A 22334-nucleotide genomic window follows, 5' to 3' on the forward strand; every position below is an offset into this window, starting at 1 on the left:
CCATCATGAAGCGCCATTTTTGAATAATCTCTATAGACCATTTTGCGATGTCCAAACGGCGCAGCACCATCGAAATACCCTCGCTGAACGCGATCGACCAAACGGCCAATGTCGGCCGCCAGCTTGCGCAGGCCCTGCGGAAAGCCATCGCCCGCGGCGAACTGAGGCCAGGCGAACGCCTTCCTTCGACGCGCAGCCTTGCGACTTCCCTGAAGATCGCGCGCGGCACTGTCGTCGAGGTGTTCGATCAGTTGAGCGCCGAAGGCTATCTCGAAGCGCGGGTCGGAGCCGGAACCCGTGTTGCCGCTCATCTCCTGGATGCGACGCCGGCCCTTCCGCCGGCGCCGACAGTGCCGCCGGTCGCCGATGCTGTCGATCTGCCCTCCCCGGCTGTCAGGCTGATCGCCATCGCCCGTGCGCTCACCCCGCACCCGCCGGTTCCCTTTGCCATCGCCGTTCCGGCTTCCGGTATTGCACCCGACGACAACTGGCGCCGTCTCGGCAATCGCGTGCGCGCCTCGAGACAGGCCGCTCCTTCGGGTTACCACGACCCGATGGGTCTGCCCGAGCTCAGGCTTGCCATTGCCGATCACGTCCGCCGCGCGCGAGCCGTCCATTGCGAGCCGGAACAGGTCATCGTCACATCGGGCACCCAGCAAGGCCTCTATATGGCGGGCCGGGTGCTTCTGTCGCGTGACGATCCGGTATGGGCCGAGGACCCGGCCTATCCCGGCCTGACGGCAGTGCTCGACGATCTCGGCGTACGGACGCACCGCTTGCCTGTCGATGCACAGGGCATGAACGTGGAACGCGGCCTCGAACTCTGTCCCCAGGCGCGCGCCGCATTCGTCACGCCTTCGCATCAATATCCGATCGGCATGCCGCTCAGCATGGCCAGGCGCAATGCCTTGATCGCCTGGGCAGACCAGAATCGCGCCTGGATCGTCGAGGACGATTACGACAGCGAGCTGCGTTATGCCGGACACCCGTTTCCCTCGATGCAAGGGTTGCGTCCGGCACGCGTCATCTATCTCGGCACCTTCAGCAAGGTGCTCTTTCCCTCCCTGCGCCTCGGCTACATCATCGCTCCTGCGCCGCTCGCAGAAGCCTTTGCCGGCGCCCGCGCCATTCTCGACCGGCATTCGCCGATCACAGAACAGCATGTTCTGGCGGCCTATATGCGGGAAGGTTACTTCGAAGCGCATATCCGGCGCATCCGCGGCCTCTATGCCGAGCGCCGCGCTGCCCTGCTCGCAGCACTCGAACGGGCCTTGCCTGAGAGCTGCCACGTTCAGCCGAGCGACCAGGGCATGCATATTCTTCTGTGGCTGCCCGAGGAGGTCGACGACGTGCAAATCGCAGCACGCGCCCTCTCGGCCGGCCTCGCCGTGCGGGCGATCTCCCCGATGTATGCCGCGCAGCCGGCGCGCCCCGGCCTGATGCTGGGCTTCGGCGGATTTCTGCCGGAACAGCTGCAGGCAGCGATCGGCGCACTCGTCAAACTGCTGAGCCTGCAGATATCAGGAGCGGAAGGCCAGCGCCGGCCTGATGCCTAAACCGTCAGCCGTTCCCAGCTATCGTCCATCTGGTTGCGAAACCAGGTCATTTGCCGCTTGGCATATTGCCGCGTCGCCGCAGCACCCTTCTCCAGCACCTCGTCGCGCTCCATCTCGCCCTTCAGCATCGCCGCGATCTGCGACACGCCGATTGCCTTCATGACAGGCGCCTCGGCCGGCAGGGCGAGCGCCAGCAGCGCTCTCACCTCATCTTCCGCGCCTTGCTGCAGCATCTTTTCGAAACGCCCGTTGATGCGCTGATGCAGCACCGCCCGGTCCGGCAGCACGACGATCTTGCGGGCCTCGGCAGCGTCGATCACCATGGGTCCCGACCGCCCCTGGAAATCGGCGATCGACCGGCCCGTCGCCTTCACCACTTCAAGCGCCCGGACAATCCGCTGCCCGTCCTGGCGGTTGAGACTTGCCGCCATGGCGGGGTCGGCCTCGGCGAGTTCGGCGTAGAACTCCTCCGGTCCTTCCTTCAGCAGCCTCCTCCTCAGTTCCTCCCGCAGCGCCTCCGGTATCTCGGGCATATCGGAGAGACCACCGGTCAGCGCCTTGAAATAAAGCCCCGTGCCGCCGACAAAGACCGGCAGCCTGCCTGCGGCCCTGAGCATCGGCAGCAGCGCCGAGACATCGCGCAGCCAGGCGCCGGTGGAATAGGCCGTCCCCGCCGGCACGTGGCCGTAGAGGTGGTGTGGCACGCCCTGCATTTCCTCTTCCGACGGACGCGCGGTCAGCACCCGCAGCGTGTCGTAGACCTGCATGCTGTCGGCGTTGACGACCGCGCCCTCATGGCGCTTGGCCAATTCGACGGCGAGCGCGGACTTGCCGCTGGCGGTCGGCCCGGTTATCAGGATCGCATTCACTGTGCTCAGAAGGTTTTCCATCATGGCCCTCGTTGCCACGCTTGTTGCCAATCCGTCAAATCCCGTGCTGACACCCAAGATCGCCGAACAGGCGGCCGAGGCGGTCAAGGCTTCCGGCCTCTACTGGCTGGCCGACGGCATCGCCTGCGATATCGCATTGCGCGACGGCACGGATGCGCAAGCGGCCGAGGCCAATATCCTCGCCGTCATAGCAAGCGCGCCGATCGACCTTGTCATCCAGGAGCAGGAGACCCGCCGCAAGAAACTGCTGATCGCCGACATGGATTCGACGATGATCGGCCAGGAGTGCATCGACGAACTCGCCGCCGAGGTCGGCCTGAAGGAAAAGGTCGCGACCATTACCGCCCGCGCCATGAATGGTGAGATCGCCTTCGAGCCTGCCCTGCGCGAGCGTGTCGCCCTGCTGAAGGGCCTGCCGCTATCGGTCGTCGACGAAGTGATCGCCAAGCGCATCACGCTGACTGCGGGCGGCCCGGAGCTGATCGCCACCATGAAGTCGAAAGGCCACTACACCGCCCTCGTCTCCGGCGGCTTCACCGTCTTCACCAGCCGCATCGCCGCCACCCTCGGCTTTGATGAGAACCGCGCCAACACGCTGCTCGAAGACGGCGGCATTCTCTCCGGCTTCGTCGCCGAACCGATCCTCGGCAAGCAGGCGAAGGTCGATGCGCTGAACGAAATTTCGGCTCGCCTCGGCATTTCGCCGGAAGAAGCGATCGCCGTCGGCGACGGCGCCAACGACCTCGGCATGCTTCACCTCGCCGGCTCCGGCGTCGCCCTCCACGCCAAACCCGCCGTTGCCGCCGAGGCTGCGATGCGCATCAACCATGGTGATCTCACAGCGCTGCTCTACATCCAGGGCTACCGGAAGACGGATTTCGTGACGGCCTGAAGACCGACGAGGCACACTGTCTCCACCCTCATTCCCCCTCGAGCAAAGCCCGAGGAAGGGAATGAGGGAGAGTTGGAGACCAACGGCGGCTAACTCACTACCGCCGCAACTCCCTTATTCCATCGGAACCGCCACAAACCGCAGATCGCCATTCGCCGATGCGATCATCAGCTGGGCGTTGCGGCGGCCTTCCTGTTTCAGCGCCTGCACCTTGGCGGCGACCGCATCCGGCGACTTCATGAACTCCTGCGCCACCTCGACGATCACGTCGCCGGGCTTCAGCCCCTTTTCGGCCGAGGCCGAGCCGGGCGTCACCTCTGTCACGACGACACCGTCGACGCTCTCGGCGATGCCGAAAGCCTTGCGCGTCTCGGCGCTCAGAAGCGACAGCGACAGCCCGAGCACGTTCTTCGGCGTCGCCGCATCCGGCGCCACCTGGCCCTTGTGCTGGTCGGGTGCATCAGGTGCGGGCTGGGCCTGATCGCCACTGTCGGGCTGATCCATGTCGTTGTTCTCGCCGGGATCCGGCGTGATCACGCCGTCATCCTGCGTGCCATCGGGCGCCGCGTCGCCGGATGCAGCAGCCTGATCGCTGTCCTCGAGCCGGCCGAGCTTCACCTTGACGGTCTGCTCCTTGCCGTCGCGCAGCACCACCACGTCGACTTCCTTGCCGACCGTGCTTTCCGCCACGACGCGCGGCAGGTCGCGCATTTCGCTGACGGTCTTGCCGTCGAATTTCAAAATGACGTCGCCCGCCTTGATCGAGCCGTCGTCGACGGGGCCGCCCTTGATGACACCGGCGACCAGCGCGCCCTTTGCAGTGTCGAGCCCGAGGCTGTCGGCGATATCGTCGGTTACCGGCTGGATGCGCACGCCGAGCCAGCCGCGCCGCGTCTCGCCATATTCGCGCAGCTGGTCGACGACGCCGGAAGCAAGTTCCGACGGCACCGAGAAGCCGATGCCGATCGAGCCGCCGCTCGGCGAAATGATCGCCGTGTTGATGCCGATCACCTCACCCTTCATGTTGAAGAGCGGGCCGCCTGAGTTGCCCTTGTTGATCGCCGCATCCGTCTGGATGAAGTTGTCGTAGGGGCCGGCATTGATGTTGCGGCCGCGCCCGGAAATGATGCCGACCGTCACCGAACCGCCGAAGCCGAACGGATTGCCGATGGCCATCACCCAGTCGCCGATGCGCATCGTGCTGGAATCCCCGAATTTCACCGATTTCAGCGGCGCCTTCGGTTCGACCTTCAGCACCGAAAGATCGGTCTTCGTATCCGTGCCGATCAGCTTCGCCTTCAGCTTCGAACCATTGGCGAAATTGATCTCGATATCGTCGGCGCCTTCGATCACGTGGTTGTTGGTGACGATATAGCCGGTGGGATCGATGACGAAGCCGGAGCCGAGCGAGCTGACATTGTGGTTGCCGCCCTTGTTGCCCTGCTGCTTGTTGAAGAAATCGTTGAAGAATTCCTGGAACGGCGAGCCGTCGGGCGCGCGCGGCGCCGGGCCTGCGCCCTCATCGTCCTTCACATTCTGCGAGGTCGAGATGTTGACCACGGCGTCGAGCAGCCCCTCGGCGAGATCGGCGACCGAAGCCGGACCGTTGTTGGGCGCGACAGCCTGGATCGGGGCGCTCTGCTGTGGTGCGGCGGGTGCGGGCGGTGTGGGTGCGGGAGCAGCCGGCTCAGGCGTAGCCGGAGCGGGTGCAACAACCCCGGGAGCGGTCGTCTGAGGCGCGGTTTGTGCAAAGGCAATCCCATTCATGCCGGCATGCGCAAGAATTGCAGCGCTGGCCATAAGCGCGAGCGTTCGTCTGAAGGGCGAGCGATTCGTGGGGGCCATCAAGCTTCCTCATAAGGGGTAAATGCGCACATTGAGCACCAGCATAAGGCGGAATGATGGAGGGCGAAATCACCTTTTCGCGAAATCCCCGTGCAATGTGACGTGGCCTCGCAAAAGCCGGATCATCTCAACCATCCCACGAAAAAAAGGGCATCCCACGAAAAAGGGCCGGCACTCGGGCCGGCCCTTCCATGATTGTCGGGATGCATCCCTTGCCGTCAGTTCGCCGGCTGGGCGGGTGCTGCCGGAACAGCCGCAGCCGGTGCGGCCGGATTTGCGGGCGACGGCTGCAGGGTGCCGGCGGCATTGTCGAAATAGCGGAAGAATTCCGAATTCGGCGAAAGCACCAGTGTCGTATCCTGCGACGAGAGAGCGGAGGAGTAGGCCGCCATCGAGCGATAGAACTCGAAGAAGGCGGGATCCTTGCTGAAGACTTCGGCGAAGACGCGGTTGCGTTCCGCGTCACCCTGGCCTCGAAGGATCTCCGCATCGCGTTGCGCACCTGCGGTCAGCTCCACGACCTGACGGTCGGCGACGGCGCGCCGCCGCTGGCCTTCCTCATTGCCCTCGGCACGGATGCGCTCGGCTTCGGCGAGGCGTTCCGAACGCATGGCATTGTAGGTGTTGGGCGCAACCTCCGGCGACAGGTCGGTGCGGCGGATGCGAACGTCATCGATATGCAGACCGAGATTTTCGGCATCTGTGCGCAGATCGTCGCGAATCTCCAGCATCATCGCGACACGTTCTTCCGAAAGCGCCGCATTGTAGTCACGCAGGCCGTAGACGCGGCGAAGCGATGAGTCGAGCTGCGCTCTCAACCGCGCTTCCGCGGCCTCGCGGTCGCCCGATACCGTCTCGCGGAAACGGCGAACATCCGAGATGTTGTAGATCACGAAAGCATCGACGTCGAAGGTCTGGCCGTCCTGGACCTGAACGCGGATATTGTCGAGATCGAGCCTCAGCGCCTGCTTTTCGACCAGCTGAACGCGGTCGGCATCCATGAAGCCGAAAGGCAGTTTGAAATAGATGCCGGGCTCGGTCTTGACCGACTGGATCTGGCCGAAGCGGACGACGATGGCCTGCTCGCGTGCATTCACCACGAAGATGGAAGAATAGAGCCCGACCAGCACGATGGCGAGGATGAGGAGAATGATGGGAAGTCTGTTCGACGTCATGGATCAACCTCCCTGCTGCGCGGGCTTGCCGAGCTCATTGAGCGGCAGATAGGGCAACACGCCCTGCTTCTCGTCGATGATGACCTTCTTCGAGTTTTTCAGCACCTGCTCCATCGTTTCGAGGTACAACCGCTTGCGGGTCACATCAGGCGCCTTGAAATATTCGTCGTTGATCGCCGTGAAGCGCTGCGCCTCACCTTCCGCTTCCTTCACGACACGGTCCTTGTAGGCGGCTGCATCTTCGCGGATTCGCGCCGCATCGCCGCGCGCCTGGCCGAGCTTCTGGTTGGTGTAGCGATTGGCCTCTTCGATCGTGCTGTCGCGGTCGCGGCCGGCACGCTGCACTTCTTCGAAGGCATCGGCGACTTCCCGCGGCGGCGCCACGTTCTGGATCGTCACGCCGGTGACGGTCACGCCTGCGCCGTAGCGGTTCATCGTGTCCTGCAGGATGTTGAGCACATCCACTTCGATCGGCTGGCGATTGCTGCGGAAGGCGTCCTGCGCCGGACGCCGCCCGACGATTTCGCGCATGGCGCTGTCGGAAACCTGCTGCAGGGTCTCTGCCGGATTTTCGACGTTGAAGAGGTAGGCCTTCGGATCACTGACCGTGTAGAAGACGGCGAACTGCACATTGATGACGCTCTTGTCGCTTGAAAGCATCAGGCCGTTCGAAGACGATGCCGAGGTCGCCCCGATATTCAGCTGTTGCACGGTCACCTTGACCGTCTCGACGCTTTCCATCGGCCAGAAATGGAAATGCAGGCCGGGCATCGAGATCTCTTCCTTCGGTTTGCCGAATCGCAGTTCGACGCCCCGCTCATCCGGCTGGACCACGTAGACGCACTGGATCAGCCAGAAGACGGCAACGATCGCCGCGACGATCACCGCCACGCCGCCGTTGAAACCGCCGGGAACGATATTGCGCAGCTGGTCCTGGCCGCGCCGGATAATGTCTTCCAAGTCGGGCGGTCCGCCCTTGCCGCCGCCGCGCGGGCGGTTCGGCCCCTGGCCCCATGGTCCCTGATTATTATTACCGCCGCCGCCGCCCCAAGGGCCGCCGCCGCCATTCTGATTGCTCCAGGGCATCAAAACCTCGTTGTTCGTTTAAGTCTTCCACACATCCGGAACCGTGGGGGCTGACCGGTGGATGCGTTGGTGACCGTTATAGGTATCGCCGCATCGGCTTTCAACGCAACGTGAGAAACTTGGTCAATTTAATTGGAAAATAGTTCATTTTCAGGCGTGGCGACGTTCATAGACGACGAAACGCGTGGGATAGGTGTCCTGCTCGCCGGCCGGAACCACGATAGGCTCCCCTGCCCGCCAGATGCCGGGATCGATCGCCGGGAACGAAGCGTCCCCATCGAGATCGGCTTCGACATGCGTGATGCACATCCGGTCGGCAAGGCCGATCGCCTGCGTATAGACCTGGCCGCCGCCGATAATGCAGATCTCGTCGACGCCGGTTTCCAGCGCCAGCCTTTCAGCCGCCGTCATCGCCTCTGGCAGCGAAAGCGCCATCTGCACATCCGGGTGGTCTATCGTCGTCTGCCTGGAAATGACGACGTTCGGCCGCCCCGGCAGCGGCTTGCCGATCGAATCGTAGGTTTTGCGGCCCATCACGACAGGCTTGCCCAATGTCAGCGCCTTGAAGCGCTTGAGATCGCTCGAAAGCCGCCAGGGCATGTCGCCGTCGCGGCCGATGATGCCGTTGCGGGCAACGGCGGCGATGATGGTCCTGTGGATGTCGGCCATGAAATGTCCCGGATCAGATGGCGATCGGCGCCTTGATGCTGGCATCGGCTTCGTAGCCGATCAGCTCGAAATCGTCGAAGGTGAAGCCGAAAATGTCCTTCACATCCGGGTTGATGCGCATGAAGGGCAGCGGCTTCGGCCGGCGTGCCAGCTGCAGCTTCGCCTGGTCGAAATGGTTGTGATAGAGGTGGGCATCGCCGAGCGTGTGGACGAAATCGCCAGGCTTCAACCCGGTTACCTCAGCCACCATCATCGTCAATAACGCATAGGAGGCGATGTTGAACGGCACGCCGAGGAAGATATCGGCCGAGCGCTGATAGAGTTGGCAGGAAAGCTTGCCGTCGGCCACGTAGAACTGGAACAGGCAATGGCAGGGCGGCAGCGCCATCTCATCCACTTCGGCCGGATTCCAGGCCGAGACGATATGGCGGCGCGAATTCGGGTTGTTGATGATGCCCTTGACGAGATTGGCGATCTGGTCGATATGGCCGCCGTCCGGCGCCGGCCAGGAACGCCACTGGGCGCCGTAGACCGGCCCGAGATCGCCGTTTTCGTCGGCCCATTCATCCCAGATCGAAACGCCGTTCTCCTTGAGATAACGGATATTCGTCTCACCCTTCAGGAACCATAAAAGCTCGTGAATAATCGAGCGCAGATGCAGCTTTTTCGTGGTGAGAACGGGAAAGCCTTCTTGGAGGTCGAAGCGCATCTGATAGCCGAAGACCGAGCGTGTGCCGGTGCCGGTGCGGTCGCCCCGGTCGGAGCCCTTTTCCATCACATGGGCGAGGAGATCGAGATATTGCTTCATGTCGCGCTGATTCCGTTTCGGCTAATTTAAGCCTCCAGCCGCAGGAAACCAATCACCGGCAGGCATTTTCCCAATGTTTCTGATGCTGCGCATAACGCTTTTATGACGTTTGCCCTTTCCTTGGGCTGAGGAAACCACTATATCAGCCTTGCCGGCTTTCGGGCCGGCTATGGCGATAAATGAGCGGTGTAATAAACCTATTGGACCCGGGGGCGGTACCCGGCGCCTCCACCAAAAACCGGCGGCCTTGAGGGCCGGCTTTTGATGGGGGCGAAACAGGATCGACAAGGGTGTAAAGATCGTCTTTTTGCTCGGCATTGTACCGCCGTTATCGGGCTAAAATTGTAGTTGCAAACGACAACTATGCGGAAGCTCGTCTCGCTGCTTAATCGCGGTGTGACACTTCAATCAAAGTCCTAGTGGTTCGCACCTCTAGGCGGGGTCCGAAGGCACCTGGCAACAGAAGCCTTCACCTTCTCCCTGCCGCCGAAATCATGTATGCTGCTGAAAAACGTGACTCGGCTCCGGTCTTTCCCAAGGCGCCCGGACGTGGCATATAACCGTGTGAAAAGACTTCCGAACCGACGAAAGACAGGAAAAGCATGGGGCAGGATCATATCCGCTACGACATTCTGGCACAGGATGCACTTCGCGGCGTCATCCGCAAGGTTTTGGCGGAAGTCGGAGCGACGGGCCGTCTGCCCGGCGATCATCACTTCTTCATCACCTTCCTCACGGGTGCTGCCGGCGTGCGTATCTCCCAGCACCTGAAGTCGAAATATCCCGAGCAGATGACCATCGTCATCCAGCATCAGTTCTGGGACCTGAAGATTACCGAAACGCATTTCGAGATCGGCCTTTCCTTCTCCGACGTTCCGGAAAAGCTGGTCATCCCGTTCAATGCGATCCGCGGCTTTTACGATCCCTCCGTCAACTTCGAGCTCGAATTCGACGTGCCGCTCGCCGACGGCGAGGAGCTGCCGTCCGGTGAAATCACTGCCTACCCCGTCGATGCGGCCGGAAAGCCCGATGACGCAGCGGGCGCCAAACCCGCTGACGGCGAAGAGAAGAAGCCGGGCTCGGTCGTCTCGCTCGACTCCTTCCGCAAGAAGCAGTGATTTGAAGGGAGGCCAAGCCTCCCTTTTTCATGAGGAAGATAGGCACTGCATGAGCGCCGAAATCGTCAATCTGCGCCAGTTCCGCAAAAAGCAGGCCCGCTCCGAAAAGGAGAAGCAGGCCGAGCAGAACCGCATTTCCTTCGGCCGCACCAAGGCTGAAAAGCAGCTGACCCGCAGCCTGAACGACAAGGCCGACAAGGCCCACCGCGACGGCCGGATCGAGACGGATGACGACGGCGCGTGAAGGTTTCACCTACCGCTTGAAGAGCCGAAATGGATTCTGCGATCAACCACTTGCACGGTCGCCTTGAATCGATCTTCGAACCCGATCGAAACGCGAAACAATCCTTCATGATCCGCAAGCATTCGGCGACACTGCACGGCCATCGCACCAGTTTCTCGCTGGAGGATGAGTTCTGGGACGAGTTGAAGACGATCGCCGCAAGCCGTTCGATGCCGCTTGCCGCCCTGATTTCCGAAATCGACGACCGCCGTCCTGCCGACAGCAACCTGTCCTCGGCCCTGCGGCTCCATGTCCTTGCCTGGACAAAGGCCGGCGGCCGGCCCGTGGCGGCCGCCTGATTATTGCGCCTGAACACCCGGCAGCTGGTCGAAATTGAGTTGGCCCGGCTGGGCCTGCTCGGCGCGCCGCGCCGCCTCTGCCTCCGCTGCGGCTTTGGCTTGCGCTTCCGCCTTCGCCTTGGATTCCGCTTCGGCCGCGGCCTTTTGTTCGGCCGCCGCCTGCGCCAATGCGCGCAGCCGCTCTTCCTCCGCCTGTCGTTGCTGCTCGATTTCGGCCGCCTTGACGCGCTCGGCGTCGTTGAACCGGTAGAGCGACGCCTCGCGGCGCAGCCGCTGCTTTTCGAGCACGATCGCCTGCAGCCGTTCGACGCGCCGGCGCTCGCGCTCGAAGGCGCGCAGCGACAGATAGCTGGTGATATCGGTCACATCCATCGTCTTGCCGGGCGACGGCAGCATACCGGAAAAATTCAGCCTGAGCGCCGGTTCAGCGCCGGAAAGCACCTCCGTGCCCGGATTGAGCCCGACGCCCAGCGTGGCGCTGATCCGTTCCTCCGGCAGCGCGATCTGTGCATCGGCGGTGATGCGGGCGAGATCGTTGGCGACGGTGACATTCTGCACGCGCAGTGTCCCGTCGCTGACATTGAACGGGATGCCGAGCGGCGGCAGCTTCGCCTCGCCGTTGCTGAGCAGCGTCTCGACGATCGGATGCACCTTGCCGGCATTGATCTGCTCCTGCATCGTATCGGTCGCGGCAAGCAGCGGCGGAAGGATGGCAAGGTTCAGCCCGCGTATGCTGGTATCGCCGAGCCTCAACTCACCCGAACCGTTGAGTGAGCTGGCGATTTCGCCGATCGTCTTGCCCGAAGCCTCCATCGACAGCGACAAGCCGAACTTGCCGTTGGCAATCGGCGCGCCGTCGCGCAGCCAGACGACGCCGGCAAGATCGGAATCGGCAAGCGCGAGCTTCGTCTGCAGGAAACCGGTGCCGTCGGCATTGGTGAACAGCAGATTGCCGGAGAGCTTTCCGCCGTCCCAGTTGCCGGCCATGTCGTTGAGCTGCAGCTCGTCGCCCTTGTAGGCGACGTTGCTGGTGAAATCGGACACCGCCGTTTCCGGCAGGCCGGGCCAGAACTGCTTGGCCGTCAGTTTCACGTTGACGTCGAGATCCTTGAAGACCGGCAGCCCGAGCGGCGCCGTCGTCAGCGCGCCACTGGCGGGATCGACGATCTGGCCGAACACCGCCTCGCCAAGCCAGCCGGCATCCGCCTTGGAGAGCGTCAACTCGCCGCTGGCGGTCGTCTTCGCTGCCTTCCGGTCGAAGCTCAGCGCGCCTGAAAAATCGTTGTCGGCCGCATGGCCCTTGAGATCGGAAAAGACGATCTTGTCGCTATCGACGCGGGCAGTGACCTGCAGGCCGAACGGCAGGCCGGTTCCTGTCTGCGGCAGGGCGATCCCGTTCATGATGAGATAGGGGTCGATATCGGCACTGTCGAGCGAAAGCGCGATCTTGCCGTTCATGAAACTCTCGGGCCGGACATCGACCTTGCCATTGGCGGTGAACGAGGTCCGGTCGGTGGCAAAGGTCAGCGCCGCATCGGCGGGATCGTTGTCCGATGCCTTTACCTTCAGCGTCAGGCGGCCGTTGGCGCCGACATCGACCGGCAGCGGGTCGAGCCCGGCCTGGCCGAACAGGATTGACGGTACGGCATTTTCGAGCGTCGCCTCGAGGCTCGTGGTACCGTTGCCGGTCAGCGCCAGGAGGTCGGACATGCGGTAGTCGAGATTGACGCGGCTGCCGTTCGACACGCCGGCGAGCGTCACTGTCAATGCATTGCCCTCGTCGCCGCCGAGCGTCAACGCGCCGCGCAGCGCCGTATTGCCGTACCAACCGGCATTGCGCACCAGCCGGTCGAGCACCGGATGATGCGGCAGGTGCTCGCGCAGCATGGTGAAAAAACCGCCGGGATCGGCCGATTTGAAGGTGATCTCACCCGCGCCCTTGTAGTCGAGCAGCGAGCCTTCCGCCCTGCCCGTGGCCGTCAGTTCGGCGCCTGCGATATTCTTGATCGACAGCCGGTCGACGGCCAGCGCCCCGTCGGCGATGGTAAAGGTGGTCTCGACATTCTCGGCATCGACGCCGAAAGCGGTGAATTTGTCTGCCTTGAGCTGGGCGGCGATCTTGTGGTCGAGCACGTTGTCGCCGGCATCCTGGCCGGTCATCAGCCCGCTCAGCGCCTGCAGCGCGTCGAGATCGAGCGTATCGCCGTTCAGTGCCACCGACAGCGTCGGCGTCTGGCCGGAGACCGCCTGCCGCTCCAGCCGGCCCTTCAGCGTCGCCGGTCCGATGGCGATCTCGAGATTTTCGAAACGCTGTAATTCATGCGTCAGGCTGACATTGGCGGAAAAGCCCGCCTGCCGCAATTGCCGGATGGCCGGATCGACCGAGCCGGCCAGCCAGGAGGCAAGCCCCGTCGGCTGGCTGGAGGCCACCACGAGCTGACCGTTGAACGAGGGCTCGCCCTGCAGCAGCAGCTTGCCCTTGCCTTCCACCTGCGTGCGCCCCGGCAGCGTCCCGGTGGCGCTGTCGATCATCCAGCCGGTACCGGCCGGCTCCAACTCCAGCTGCACGTCGCGCAGCGTCGTATCGCCGGCGACGATCGCCGGCAGCTTGACGCTCGCCTTGCCCGGCACCTGCGGGATCGGCACCTGCCGGATGACATCGATCAGAGAACTCAGCCGCTGGCGCGCCGAAACCGCCGGATCGCGCGTCGTCTTGCCAGCCGCGCCCTGATTGCCGAGGCGATTGACGTCGATCTGCTGCCCGTCGGCGGTCAACAGGAATTCCGGCGCATTGCCGGTATCGAGCGTCGCCTCTCCCGTTATGACATAGGGATCGTCCGTCGGGCCGATCTCCATCCGGTATTCGGGAATGCGGATGCGCTCGTTGGTAAGCTCGAAGCGACCCTTGACGCGCGGCGGCTGTTCGTTCTTGTTGGCCGGCTTGGCGCTGTTGCGGATCTCGATCGCCGCCGAAAGCTGGCCCTGATAGTTCGGCTTGCTGTCGACGAGCTTCAGTTCGCCGTCGAGATCGACGCTGACAGGGTGCTTGTCCGGCGAAAGCTTCGTGCGCATGCGCAGCACGCCCTTCTCGTCCGGCTGGCTGCTGGAGATCGAGAAGCTGCCGTGTTCGCCGTCGAGCGCAGCATCGCCTTCGATGCGCCAGGGACCGGCCAGCGACTTGGCCGACATTTCCGCGTTGAGGCCGGTGATGCGGCGCAAGCGGCCCGACTGGTCGTCGATGAACTCGACTTCGCCGCCATTGACATGCACGTTTTCGAGAACGACGGTTTTCGCCGGTATTTCCGCGCGGCTGCCGCGCATCCAATCGAGCGTGCCATCCTTGAGCAATCTCAGGCGCACCTTCGGATTGACGACCCGCATGTCGAAGATCAGCGCCTCGCCCGACAGGAAGGGCGCGAGCTCCGCATCCATGGAGAATTGCTCGACCTTGACGATCGGCGTGCCGTCCGCCTCCTGGCCGACGCGCACGTCGTGCAGCGTCACCGACGGAAACGGCAGCAGGCGCGCATCCACCGTGCCGTAGACGGTGACTTTCTTGCCGATGATGCGGCTCGCCTGATCCTCGAAATTCTTGCGGAAATCCGTCCAGTCGATGAACAGCGGCGCAAGCAGCGCCATAAACAGCACTACGACGATCACTCCCCCCAGAAAGACGAGGAACCGGCCTACCAATGCAAGGAGTCTCCATTCGGGATTGCGTTGCCGACACCAGAACATGATGCCGAAAAATGTGCGCGGTTTTCGGACGACATCATGCTCTAACTCTTTAATTGAGAACAGGATTCGGATTTACGCCCGATCGACCTAAATCCGAATCCTGTTCTAGCGCTATTCATGCCGGGGGCAAGGCCCAACTTCATGAGATATTCCGCTTTCAGCCATGGTGGAAAATCTTGCCGGGATTGAAGATATCGTCCGGATCGAGCGCCTGTTTCACCTGTCGCATCAGATCCACTGTACCGCCGAGCTCCTGTTCCAGGAACGCCATCTTGCCCTGCCCGACCCCATGTTCGCCGGTGCATGTTCCATCCATGTCGAGCGCCCGGCGATTGAGCCGCTGCACGAAGCTCTCGGCCTTGGCAATGTCCTCGGCGCTTTTGTCGTCGAACAGCAGCAGCACATGGAAATTCCCGTCGCCGGCATGGCCGACGATCGGGCCGAGCAACCCATGCGCCTCGATATCCGCCTGCGTTTCGGAAACGCAATCGGCAAGCCTCGATATCGGAACACACACATCGGTCGAAAGTGCGGCAAGCCCAGGCGCCAGCCCCCGGGCGGCCCAATAGGCGTCGTGGCGCGCCTTCCAGAGCCTCGTCCGCTCCTCGGCATTGGCGGTCCAGAGGAATTCGCCCCCGCCGCATTCCGCTGCAATCTCGGCAAAGGCTGCCGACTGCAGCGGCACCGTCTCGTCGGTGCCGTGGAATTCGAGGAAGAGCGTCGGGCTTTCGGCATAGGAAAGCTTGGAATAGGAATTGCAGGCCCGCATCTGCACCGTATCGAGCAGTTCGATACGCGCCACCGGAATGCCCATCTGGATCGTCATGATGACCGCGTCGCAGGCGGCCTTGATGCTCGGAAAGGCGCAGGCCCCGCCGGCGATCTTCTGGGGGATCGCTTGCAGGCGCAGCGTCACCGAGGTCAGGATGCCGAGCGTGCCCTCGGCGCCGACGAAGAGCCGCGTCAGGTCGTAGCCGGCCGAGGATTTGCGGGCGCGCCGGGCCGTGCGGATCTCCTCGCCATTGGCGGTGACGGCGGTGACGCCAAGCACATTGTCCTTCATCGTCCCATAGCGCACGGCATTGGTGCCGGAGGCCCGCGTCGAGGCCATGCCGCCGATCGAGGCGTTGGCGCCGGGATCGATCGGGAAGAACAGGCCGGTATCGCGCAGATGGATGTTCAGCGCCTCGCGCGTGACGCCCGGCTCGACGGTGCAGTCGAGATCTTCCGGATTGACCTCGAGCACCCGGTTCATGCGGCTGAAATCGATGGCAATACCGCCATTCGGCGCGTTGACCTGGCCCTCCAGCGAGGTGCCGACACCGAAGCCGATCACCGGCACCTTGTGGGCAGCGCAGGCCTTGACCGCTGCCTTGACGTCCTCGGCGCTCTCGGCAAAGAGCACCCCGTCCGGCAGCTGCGGCGGGATGTAGGTGGTCGTATGAGCATGCTGTTCGCGGAAGGACTGGCCGGTCTGGAAGCGCTCGCCGAAGCTCTGCTTGAGAATGCCGAGCACGGCAGCTATCCCCGCCTCGTTGCGTGTGCCGGCCTTCGCGTCCTTCAGCGCCATCCCTTTGATCTCCCTGCCATTCCGCAGACACCACATCATGTCCCGCAGGCTACAGCGCCGCGCGCCCTTCAGACGCGTAAGGACGCTGTAGAACTTTAAAATTGCTGGATAATTTCATCCTTAAATCGATTCCGATTTCAGGAATTATGCAGCAGGCTGGGTATGCGGCAAGTCAAAGCGGCTGTCCAGTTAAGATTGGCAGAAGATTTCATTCCCCCTTTGTTGTAAGCCGGTCGCTATACACAGCTCCGCCGCCCCCGGAACCTCAGACGATGGGTGGGTTGAGCCGCGCAAAACCCTCCTGCCGCCGATAGGGGAAATAGGGATAGGGCGCCGTGACCGTGCTGACGGCGTCGAGCCTCTCGATCTCATCCTTCGACAGGCTCCAGCCGATCGCGCCGAGGTTCTGCCTCAGCTGCTCCTCGTTGCGGGCGCCGATGATGACGCTCGATACCGTCGGCCGACCGAGCAGCCAGTTGATGGCGATCTGCGGCACCGTCCGGCCGGTCTCGGCTGCGATGGCGTCCAGCACCTCGACAATGTCGAACAGCTTCTCATCGTCGACAGGCGGGCCATATTGCGCCGTCTGGTGCAGCCGGCTTGCCTCGGGCAGCGGCTGGCCGCGGCGGATCTTGCCGGTCAGCCGTCCCCAGGCAAGCGGGCTCCAGACGAGGGCGCCGACACCCTGGTCGGCGCCGAGCGGCATCAGTTCCCATTCGTAATCACGCCCCGCCAGCGAATAATAGATCTGATGGGCGACATAACGCGTATAGCCCCGGTGCTCGGCCGCGGCGAGCGACTTCATCAGCTCCCAGCCGGCAAAATTGGAAACGCCGACATAGCGGATCTTGCCTGCCGCAACGAGCCTGTCCAGCGTCGACAGCACTTCTTCCACCGGCGTCGAGGCATCGAAGGCATGAAGCTGCAAGAGGTCGATATAGTCGGTCCCGAGCCGGCGCAAGGCAGCCTCGGTCGCGCGGATCAGCCGCGCCCGCGACGTTCCCCAATCATCAGGACCTTCGCCCATCGGCAGCGCCGTCTTCGTCGAGATCAGTACGGCATCGCGCCGGCCGCGGATCGCCTGGCCGAGCACCTCTTCGGAAGCGCCGCCCGAATAGACGTCGGCCGTATCGAACAGATTGACACCCGCTTCCAGGCAGATATCGACCAGCCGCCGCGCCTCTTCGGCATCGGTATTGCCCCACGCGCCAAACAGCGGGCCGCTGCCGCCGAACGTTCCCGCGCCGAAGCTTAAAACCGGCACCCTGAGGCCGGATGCGCCGAGATTTCTGTATTCCATGGATCTGTCTCCTTCGCTTTCCCATGAGATAGACCTTGATCGCTTGGTGATATAGATTGCCTGTCAGCATTTCATCTGTGACCTGAATTCATCATGGGCCGTCAGGACATCAACCGCTCCGGCGAAATGGAAGTCTTCGTCAGCGTCGTCGAGCGCGGCGGCTTTTCGGCTGCCGCAAGCGCCCGGCGTATGACGCCGTCGGCGGTCAGCAAACTCGTCGCCCGGCTGGAGACGCGCCTCGGCGCCCGCCTCGTCAATCGCTCGACCCGCAGGTTGCAGCTGACGCCGGAAGGCTGCGCTTTCTATGAGCGCAGCATCGCCATCCTGGCCGATATCGCCGAGGCCGAACGCCAGGCCTCGACAGGCGAGGAAGCCGCCGGCCGCATCCGCATCAACACCAGCGGCTCCTTCGGCAACCATGTGCTGGCCCCGCTCGTGCCGGCCTTCATGGCGCTTCATCCCGCCGTGACGCTCGATATTTCTCATACCGACAGGATCGTCGACCTGATGGAGGAACGCGCCGACGTCGCGATCCGCGCAGGCCCGTTGAAGAGTTCCAGGCTGATCGCCCGCAAGCTCGGCGCCACCGGCAAGATCATCGTCGCGTCGGCGGATTATCTCAAACGTCACGGCGAACCGCTGGCGGTGGCCGATCTCCGCCGCCATTGCCGCATCGGCTTTTCCTATGCCCGCGCCGTCGAAGGCTGGCCGCTGCGCGAGGGCGGCGAAACGGTGACGATCCCGATCACCCCTGGCGTACAGGTGGCAGACGGCGAAGCCATGCGGCATCTCACACTATCCGGCGCCGGCCTGGCCCGCCTTGCCGCCTTCACCGTGCGCGCCGACATCGATGCCGGCCGCCTCGTGCCGGTGCTCGAACAAGCCAATCCCGGCGATCGCGAGGAGTTCCACGCCGTCTATATGGGCCAGGGCGGTCCGCTGCCGGCGCGCGTGCGCGCCCTGCTCGATTTTCTCGTCAGCCACGTGCGCCTCTAATAGATACAATGGCTTAAAGCGGCCGTTTGAATCATATTCGCATTCCCGGGCGCTGCGGCATCGGATTTCGCAATTGACCGTGCGCCTCGCACCCCCCTATAAAAAACCCGCGCCGGCCCCTGCAGCCGGCCTCTCCTAGTCATACCGGAGCTTCCTCTGATCTTCAGCCTCAGGGCTTGGCACCGGCCAGGAAAGATACGGGGATCATGTCATTCAGCGACGCCCGCCGCCTGCTGCGCGATGCCGGCCTGCCGAAATGGGCGCTGCTGCTGGCGCTTTCCACAGCTCTCGTCGTCCTCCTCGAACTTTTCGCCCTGCCCGCCTCGCTGCTGATCGGGCCGATGGCCGCGGCTATCCTGCTGGCGCTGACGGCCGGCAAGGGAAAGCTTCGCATTCCTATCTGGCCGCTGCAATTCGGCCAGATCCTCGTCGGCCTGATGATGGCGCGCACCATCGCTCCCGATATTCTCGGCACGATGGCGAAGGACGCGCCGCTCTTCCTGCTGTTCATCTTCGCGGTCATCGCTATCGCCACCGGCCTCGGCTGGCTGCTGACACGCTGGCAGGTGCTGCCGGGAACGACCGCCGTCTGGGGGTCTTCGCCGGGCGGCGCTTCCGCCATGGTCATCATGTCGGAGGCCTATGGCGCCGATGCCCGCCTCGTCGCCTTCATGCAATATCTGCGCGTCGTCTTCGTCGCTGTCGGCGCCTCGGTGATCTCGCGCCTTTGGGTGGCGGCCGACGGCACCGAGCCGCCGCCGCTCATCCTCTTCCCCGAAGTAGACCGGCCGGCCTTTACGGCGACGATGGCCTTTGCGGCCATTTGTGCCTATGGCGTCCGGCGCCTGCGCATCCAGGGCGGCACGATCATCGTGCCGCTCTTCCTCGGCGCCGTCCTGCAAGGCGCCGGCCTCTTGAAGATAGAGCTGCCGATGTGGCTGCTCGCCATCGCCTATGCGCTCGTCGGCTGGAGCATCGGCCTGCGTTTCACCCGCTCGATCCTCAAGCACGTGGCGCGCGCCCTGCCGCGGGTGTCTGCCTGCATCGTGCTGCTGATGGCACTCTGCGGCTGCATGGCGGCAGCACTGCATGTCTTCGCCGGCATCGATCCGCTGACGGCCTATCTCGCCACCAGCCCCGGCGGCGCCGATTCCGTCGCCATCATCGCCGCCTCCAGCGATGTCGACGTGCCCTTCGTGATGGCAATGCAGACCGGCCGCTTTCTTGTCATTCTGCTGATCGGCCCGACGCTCGCCCGCTTCATCGCCCGCCGCTCCGGCCTTGCGGAGAACCCGGCCTAAAGCGCGGCGCGTCCTGCCTTGTGCGCCAGCGCTGCCCACTGGCCGGGCGTCATGCCGTAGGCCTTCTTGAAATGCCGGTTGAGGTGGCTCTGATCGGCAAAGCCGGCGGCCGCCGCCGCGTCCGAAATCCCCTCGCCCGCGCCGATCATCGCGCGTGCCTGCTGCAGCCGCCGCATCAGGAGGTAGCGATGCGGGCTGGTGGCGAAGGCCGCCCGGAAATGCCGCGATAGCGCGAAACGGTCGAGCCCGGTCACCGCTTCCAACTCGCCTGAACGCACCGCCCGGGTCGCATGCGCCTCGAGATAATCCCGCGCCGCCCGTGCATGCCGCCAGGCGACAAGGCCGAGCGGCCGGCGCGGCATACGCGCATGCCGTGACAGCCCGCCCGTCACCCGCGACAGGAAATCGTCGACGAAAAGTTCGTCCAGTTCGCGGTCGAGTTCGCCGAGTGCTGCCAGCAGCACGCCTGCTAGTGCCGGATCACCGATCACCGGTTCGTCGACGAAAGGCAGGCCGACTCCATCCGCCTCCAGGCATTCGAGAAGCAGCGACGGCTCCAGATAGAGCATGCGGTATTGCAGCCCGTCCTCCGTCCCCGCCCCGCCGTCATGCTCCTCGTCGGGATGCAGCACGATCACCTGCCCCGGCAGGCTGAAGCGCCGCTCGCCGCGATAACGGAAGGTTTGCACACCCTTCAGCGTCACACCGAGTGCATAGGTATCGTGCCGGTGCGGCTCGAAGGCATTGCCTGAGAACTGCGCCTCGATGCGCTCGATGCCGGGAAAGGCCGGCGCGGCCAGGATGGCGTTGCCGGATGCTCCCGCGCACAAACGTTCAAGACCTTCGAAGGCCTGCGGATGTAGATCCTGGCTCAACGCGCCCGAGACTCCGATAGCTAAATGAAAGACCGTCTGATGTTTGATACCAAAATTGCCGTCGTCCTGCGAAACAATCTTGCCGGCTGGCAGAAACTGAACGTCACCGCCTTCCTGATGACCGGCGTCGCCGGCGGACACCCCGAAATTATCGGCGAGCCCTACAAGGACCGTGCCGGCAACCTCTACAATCCGTTATCGATCCAGCCGATCATTGTGCTCTCCGCCGACGAGGCGACGATGTCAGCCATCCACCGTCGCGCGCTGGAGCGCGATGTCACCGCTTCTCTCTTCATCGAGGAGATGTTTACGACCGGCCACGATGCGGCCAACCGCGCCGTCTTCGCCGAGTTCGCGCCCGAGGACGCGAAAGTGGTCGGCATCGCGCTGCGCGCCGAAAAGAAAATCGTCGACAAGATCACCAAGGGCGCGACGATGCAGCACTGATCAGATGGCGTATCGCCGATCGCCTTGCCCTGTCCACAGCCGAAGAGAGCAACTCACTCATCGACGATCTTGAGTTGAAATCTTTCGGAAAGCGTGAAAAGTCCCTCCATCGGCGACGGAGGAATCAATGACGGAAGCGGAGTTGGCTGGTCTAACGATCCTGGCGTGTTCGGTGGGAGGGGCTCTCGGCGCAAGGAATGCCAAGGCTGAAGCCTGGAAAGGCTTCGTCATCATCGCCGTGTCGATGATCGTGACGATGGTCATGTTCACATTGCTGAACGTCGACAACGACGTCGTCGTCAGCCTCGCCAGTATCGTCATCGCGGGCGTCGTCGGCGCGATCTTGAAAATGTCGCCGCGTCAGACTTCTCTCGTAATCATCGGCGGCTTGTTGTTTGCGGTAGTCGCCGCCGTTCTCATCAGCCTCATCGGCTGACTGCCGTTAAATCGAGCGCCTTGACGCTCGGATCCCATTTCGATGGGTGGCCGGGCAAAATGACCCGGCCTTCCCTATCAAATTGATCAGCCCTGCGTGATCGGCGCGATCTGGATCTCGACGCGGCGGTTCTGCGCGCGGCCGGCCTCGCTCGCATTCGAGGCGACCGGCTGCGACGGGCCGAAGCCGACCGCGGAGACGCGGCGCTGGTCGATTCCCTGACCGCCGAGATAATCGGCAACCGAAAGCGCGCGGCGCTGCGACAGATCCTGATTGTGCTGCAGGCTGCCGGTCGAATCCGTATGGCCGTTGACGTCGATCAGCGTGCGATTGAATTTGCGCAGCACGATCGCCACCGAATTCAGCGTCGGATAGAAGCCCGGCTTCACCGCATCCTGGTCGACGTCGAAGGTGATGTTCGACGGCATGTTGAGGATGATGTTGTCGCCGTTGCGGGTCACCGAAATGCCGGTGCCTTCGAGCTGGGCGCGAAGCTCGGATTCCTGCTGATCCATGTAATTGCCGATCGCACCACCGGCGAGTGCGCCGACGCCGGCGCCGATCAGCGCTGCATTGCGCTTGCCGTGGCCGCCGCCGCCGACAGCCACGCCGACGAGAGCACCGCCGAGGGCGCCAAGCGCCGCACCGCCCGCCGTATTGGAAACCTTCTGTTCACCGGTATAGGGATCGGTCGTCGTGCAGGCGCTGAGATAGCTTGCTGCAACAGCCAGAAGTACGAATTTCTTGATCATGGACAGGACAGTCTCCGTTCAAAACTGATGCGAGCAAATGGCAAGGATTGCGGCAAGAAAATGAAGATGCACTCTTGATAGGGGAATTTCAGGCGCCGAAACAGAAGCCATGTTGCGGGAATGCTCAGATATCACCAGTTTTAGCAATAGATGGGTCATGGGCTGCATCTGATATCGCCGGATGGAACGCCGGTGGCCGACCCCGTCCTTCGAGGCCCCTACGGGGCACCTCAGAGTATGTGAAGCTTTCGAATCTAATGCGTTTCAGGCCGTTGGTTGGCCGATGCCATCGCGCGTC

20 protein-coding genes and 1 other RNA gene are annotated in these 22334 nt (G+C 63.3%); 10 read left to right on the top strand and 11 right to left on the bottom strand.

The features are described from left to right. The first annotated feature begins 47 nt into the window (after window positions 1-47). On the top strand, window positions 48-1556 hold the full coding sequence (locus CO667_RS29785; RefSeq protein WP_097621761.1) for a PLP-dependent aminotransferase family protein: 1509 nt from the start codon (window positions 48-50) through the stop codon (window positions 1554-1556). On the opposite strand, the gene miaA is transcribed toward CO667_RS29785, so the two are convergent. Beyond that, window positions 1553-2449: a tRNA (adenosine(37)-N6)-dimethylallyltransferase MiaA gene (gene miaA, locus CO667_RS29790; protein WP_097621762.1), complete on the bottom strand. Its 897-nt coding sequence runs from the start codon at window positions 2447-2449 to the stop codon at window positions 1553-1555. The two genes, CO667_RS29785 and miaA, sit on opposite strands and share 4 nt — an antisense overlap. On the opposite strand from miaA, the gene serB reads away from it, so the two are divergent. Continuing rightward, on the top strand, window positions 2448-3338 hold the full coding sequence (gene serB, locus CO667_RS29795; RefSeq protein ID WP_097621763.1) for a phosphoserine phosphatase SerB: 891 nt from the start codon (window positions 2448-2450) through the stop codon (window positions 3336-3338). The genes miaA and serB overlap by 2 nt on opposite strands. 114 nt (window positions 3339-3452) lie before the next feature. Here the strand turns inward: serB and CO667_RS29800 are convergent, their stop codons facing one another. The 5 genes from CO667_RS29800 to CO667_RS29820 form a co-directional block, all read right to left on the bottom strand. Further along, a complete protein-coding gene (locus CO667_RS29800; protein ID WP_097621764.1) occupies window positions 3453-5183 on the bottom strand; it encodes a Do family serine endopeptidase in 1731 nt (576 codons plus the stop codon). A 218-nt stretch (window positions 5184-5401) separates the two neighbouring features. Beyond that, entirely contained in the window at window positions 5402-6358 is a 957-nt protein-coding gene (locus CO667_RS29805; RefSeq protein WP_097621765.1) for a protease modulator HflC, read from the bottom strand. Between the two features lie 3 nt (window positions 6359-6361). After that, window positions 6362-7444 (bottom strand): FtsH protease activity modulator HflK, encoded by a 1083-nt coding sequence (hflK, locus tag CO667_RS29810; protein WP_097621766.1) that lies wholly within the window; start codon window positions 7442-7444, stop codon window positions 6362-6364. Window positions 7445-7594: 150 nt separating this feature from the next. Continuing rightward, entirely contained in the window at window positions 7595-8113 is a 519-nt protein-coding gene (locus tag CO667_RS29815; protein WP_097621767.1) for a dihydrofolate reductase, read from the bottom strand. A 13-nt stretch (window positions 8114-8126) separates the two neighbouring features. Then, entirely contained in the window at window positions 8127-8921 is a 795-nt protein-coding gene (locus CO667_RS29820; protein WP_097621768.1) for a thymidylate synthase, read from the bottom strand. Between the two features lie 111 nt (window positions 8922-9032). On the opposite strand from CO667_RS29820, the gene ssrA reads away from it, so the two are divergent. From ssrA to CO667_RS29840, 4 genes are all read left to right on the top strand, one after another. Then, window positions 9033-9395: a transfer-messenger RNA gene (ssrA, locus tag CO667_RS29825) on the top strand. 128 nt (window positions 9396-9523) lie between these two features. Beyond that, a complete protein-coding gene (locus CO667_RS29830; RefSeq protein WP_097621769.1) occupies window positions 9524-10039 on the top strand; it encodes an SspB family protein in 516 nt (171 codons plus the stop codon). A gap of 49 nt (window positions 10040-10088) precedes the next feature. Continuing rightward, a complete protein-coding gene (locus tag CO667_RS29835; protein ID WP_097621770.1) occupies window positions 10089-10283 on the top strand; it encodes a DUF4169 family protein in 195 nt (64 codons plus the stop codon). Between the two features lie 107 nt (window positions 10284-10390). After that, window positions 10391-10621, top strand: coding sequence for a ribbon-helix-helix domain-containing protein (locus CO667_RS29840; protein ID WP_097621781.1), 231 nt, complete (start codon window positions 10391-10393; stop codon window positions 10619-10621). On the opposite strand, the gene CO667_RS29845 is transcribed toward CO667_RS29840, so the two are convergent. From CO667_RS29845 to CO667_RS29855, 3 genes are all read right to left on the bottom strand, one after another. Next, window positions 10622-14314: an AsmA-like C-terminal region-containing protein gene (locus CO667_RS29845; RefSeq protein ID WP_097621771.1), complete on the bottom strand. Its 3693-nt coding sequence runs from the start codon at window positions 14312-14314 to the stop codon at window positions 10622-10624. A gap of 202 nt (window positions 14315-14516) precedes the next feature. Continuing rightward, the gene (locus tag CO667_RS29850) at window positions 14517-15929 is read right to left on the bottom strand and encodes an FAD-linked oxidase C-terminal domain-containing protein (RefSeq protein ID WP_097621772.1); all 1413 of its coding nucleotides are present in this window, start codon (window positions 15927-15929) and stop codon (window positions 14517-14519) included. A 265-nt stretch (window positions 15930-16194) separates the two neighbouring features. Then, window positions 16195-17229, bottom strand: coding sequence for an aldo/keto reductase (locus CO667_RS29855; protein WP_097621773.1), 1035 nt, complete (start codon window positions 17227-17229; stop codon window positions 16195-16197). 93 nt (window positions 17230-17322) lie between these two features. Between CO667_RS29855 and CO667_RS29860 the strand changes: the two genes are divergently transcribed. After that, complete coding sequence (locus tag CO667_RS29860) at window positions 17323-18225, top strand: LysR family transcriptional regulator (protein WP_097621774.1); 903 nt, start codon at window positions 17323-17325, stop codon at window positions 18223-18225. A 206-nt stretch (window positions 18226-18431) separates the two neighbouring features. After that, complete coding sequence (locus tag CO667_RS29865) at window positions 18432-19526, top strand: AbrB family transcriptional regulator (RefSeq protein ID WP_097621775.1); 1095 nt, start codon at window positions 18432-18434, stop codon at window positions 19524-19526. Here CO667_RS29865 and CO667_RS29870 read toward each other — a convergent pair. Continuing rightward, complete coding sequence (locus CO667_RS29870) at window positions 19523-20401, bottom strand: AraC family transcriptional regulator (RefSeq protein WP_097621776.1); 879 nt, start codon at window positions 20399-20401, stop codon at window positions 19523-19525. The genes CO667_RS29865 and CO667_RS29870 overlap by 4 nt on opposite strands. A gap of 39 nt (window positions 20402-20440) precedes the next feature. Between CO667_RS29870 and CO667_RS29875 the strand changes: the two genes are divergently transcribed. After that, window positions 20441-20848: a DUF2000 family protein gene (locus CO667_RS29875; RefSeq protein ID WP_097621777.1), complete on the top strand. Its 408-nt coding sequence runs from the start codon at window positions 20441-20443 to the stop codon at window positions 20846-20848. Between the two features lie 127 nt (window positions 20849-20975). Then, complete coding sequence (locus tag CO667_RS29880; protein WP_097621778.1) at window positions 20976-21284, top strand: hypothetical protein; 309 nt, start codon at window positions 20976-20978, stop codon at window positions 21282-21284. 86 nt (window positions 21285-21370) lie between these two features. Here the strand turns inward: CO667_RS29880 and CO667_RS29885 are convergent, their stop codons facing one another. After that, complete coding sequence (locus tag CO667_RS29885; protein ID WP_049733608.1) at window positions 21371-22036, bottom strand: OmpA family protein; 666 nt, start codon at window positions 22034-22036, stop codon at window positions 21371-21373. Between the last annotated feature and the right edge of the window lie 298 nt (window positions 22037-22334).

It is taken from the genome of Rhizobium sp. L43 (genome assembly GCF_002531725.1).
Lineage (GTDB): Bacteria > Pseudomonadota > Alphaproteobacteria > Rhizobiales > Rhizobiaceae > Rhizobium.

Bases quoted from the DNA above. Each gene is read 5' to 3' on its own strand.
- CO667_RS29785 (WP_097621761.1), top strand. From the start codon at position 48: ATGTCCAAACGGCGCAGCACCATCGAAATACCCTCGCTGAACGCGATC.
- serB (WP_097621763.1), top strand. From the start codon at position 2,448: ATGGCCCTCGTTGCCACGCTTGTTGCCAATCCGTCAAATCCCGTGCTG.
- miaA (WP_097621762.1), bottom strand. From the start codon at position 2,449: ATGATGGAAAACCTTCTGAGCACAGTGAATGCGATCCTGATAACCGGG.
- CO667_RS29800 (WP_097621764.1), bottom strand. From the start codon at position 5,183: ATGGCCCCCACGAATCGCTCGCCCTTCAGACGAACGCTCGCGCTTATG.
- CO667_RS29805 (WP_097621765.1), bottom strand. From the start codon at position 6,358: ATGACGTCGAACAGACTTCCCATCATTCTCCTCATCCTCGCCATCGTG.
- hflK (WP_097621766.1), bottom strand. From the start codon at position 7,444: ATGCCCTGGAGCAATCAGAATGGCGGCGGCGGCCCTTGGGGCGGCGGC.
- CO667_RS29815 (WP_097621767.1), bottom strand. From the start codon at position 8,113: ATGGCCGACATCCACAGGACCATCATCGCCGCCGTTGCCCGCAACGGC.
- CO667_RS29820 (WP_097621768.1), bottom strand. From the start codon at position 8,921: ATGAAGCAATATCTCGATCTCCTCGCCCATGTGATGGAAAAGGGCTCC.
- CO667_RS29830 (WP_097621769.1), top strand. From the start codon at position 9,524: ATGGGGCAGGATCATATCCGCTACGACATTCTGGCACAGGATGCACTT.
- CO667_RS29835 (WP_097621770.1), top strand. From the start codon at position 10,089: ATGAGCGCCGAAATCGTCAATCTGCGCCAGTTCCGCAAAAAGCAGGCC.
- CO667_RS29840 (WP_097621781.1), top strand. From the start codon at position 10,391: ATGATCCGCAAGCATTCGGCGACACTGCACGGCCATCGCACCAGTTTC.
- CO667_RS29850 (WP_097621772.1), bottom strand. From the start codon at position 15,929: ATGGCGCTGAAGGACGCGAAGGCCGGCACACGCAACGAGGCGGGGATA.
- CO667_RS29855 (WP_097621773.1), bottom strand. From the start codon at position 17,229: ATGGAATACAGAAATCTCGGCGCATCCGGCCTCAGGGTGCCGGTTTTA.
- CO667_RS29860 (WP_097621774.1), top strand. From the start codon at position 17,323: ATGGGCCGTCAGGACATCAACCGCTCCGGCGAAATGGAAGTCTTCGTC.
- CO667_RS29865 (WP_097621775.1), top strand. From the start codon at position 18,432: ATGTCATTCAGCGACGCCCGCCGCCTGCTGCGCGATGCCGGCCTGCCG.
- CO667_RS29875 (WP_097621777.1), top strand. From the start codon at position 20,441: ATGTTTGATACCAAAATTGCCGTCGTCCTGCGAAACAATCTTGCCGGC.
- CO667_RS29880 (WP_097621778.1), top strand. From the start codon at position 20,976: ATGACGGAAGCGGAGTTGGCTGGTCTAACGATCCTGGCGTGTTCGGTG.
- CO667_RS29885 (WP_049733608.1), bottom strand. From the start codon at position 22,036: ATGATCAAGAAATTCGTACTTCTGGCTGTTGCAGCAAGCTATCTCAGC.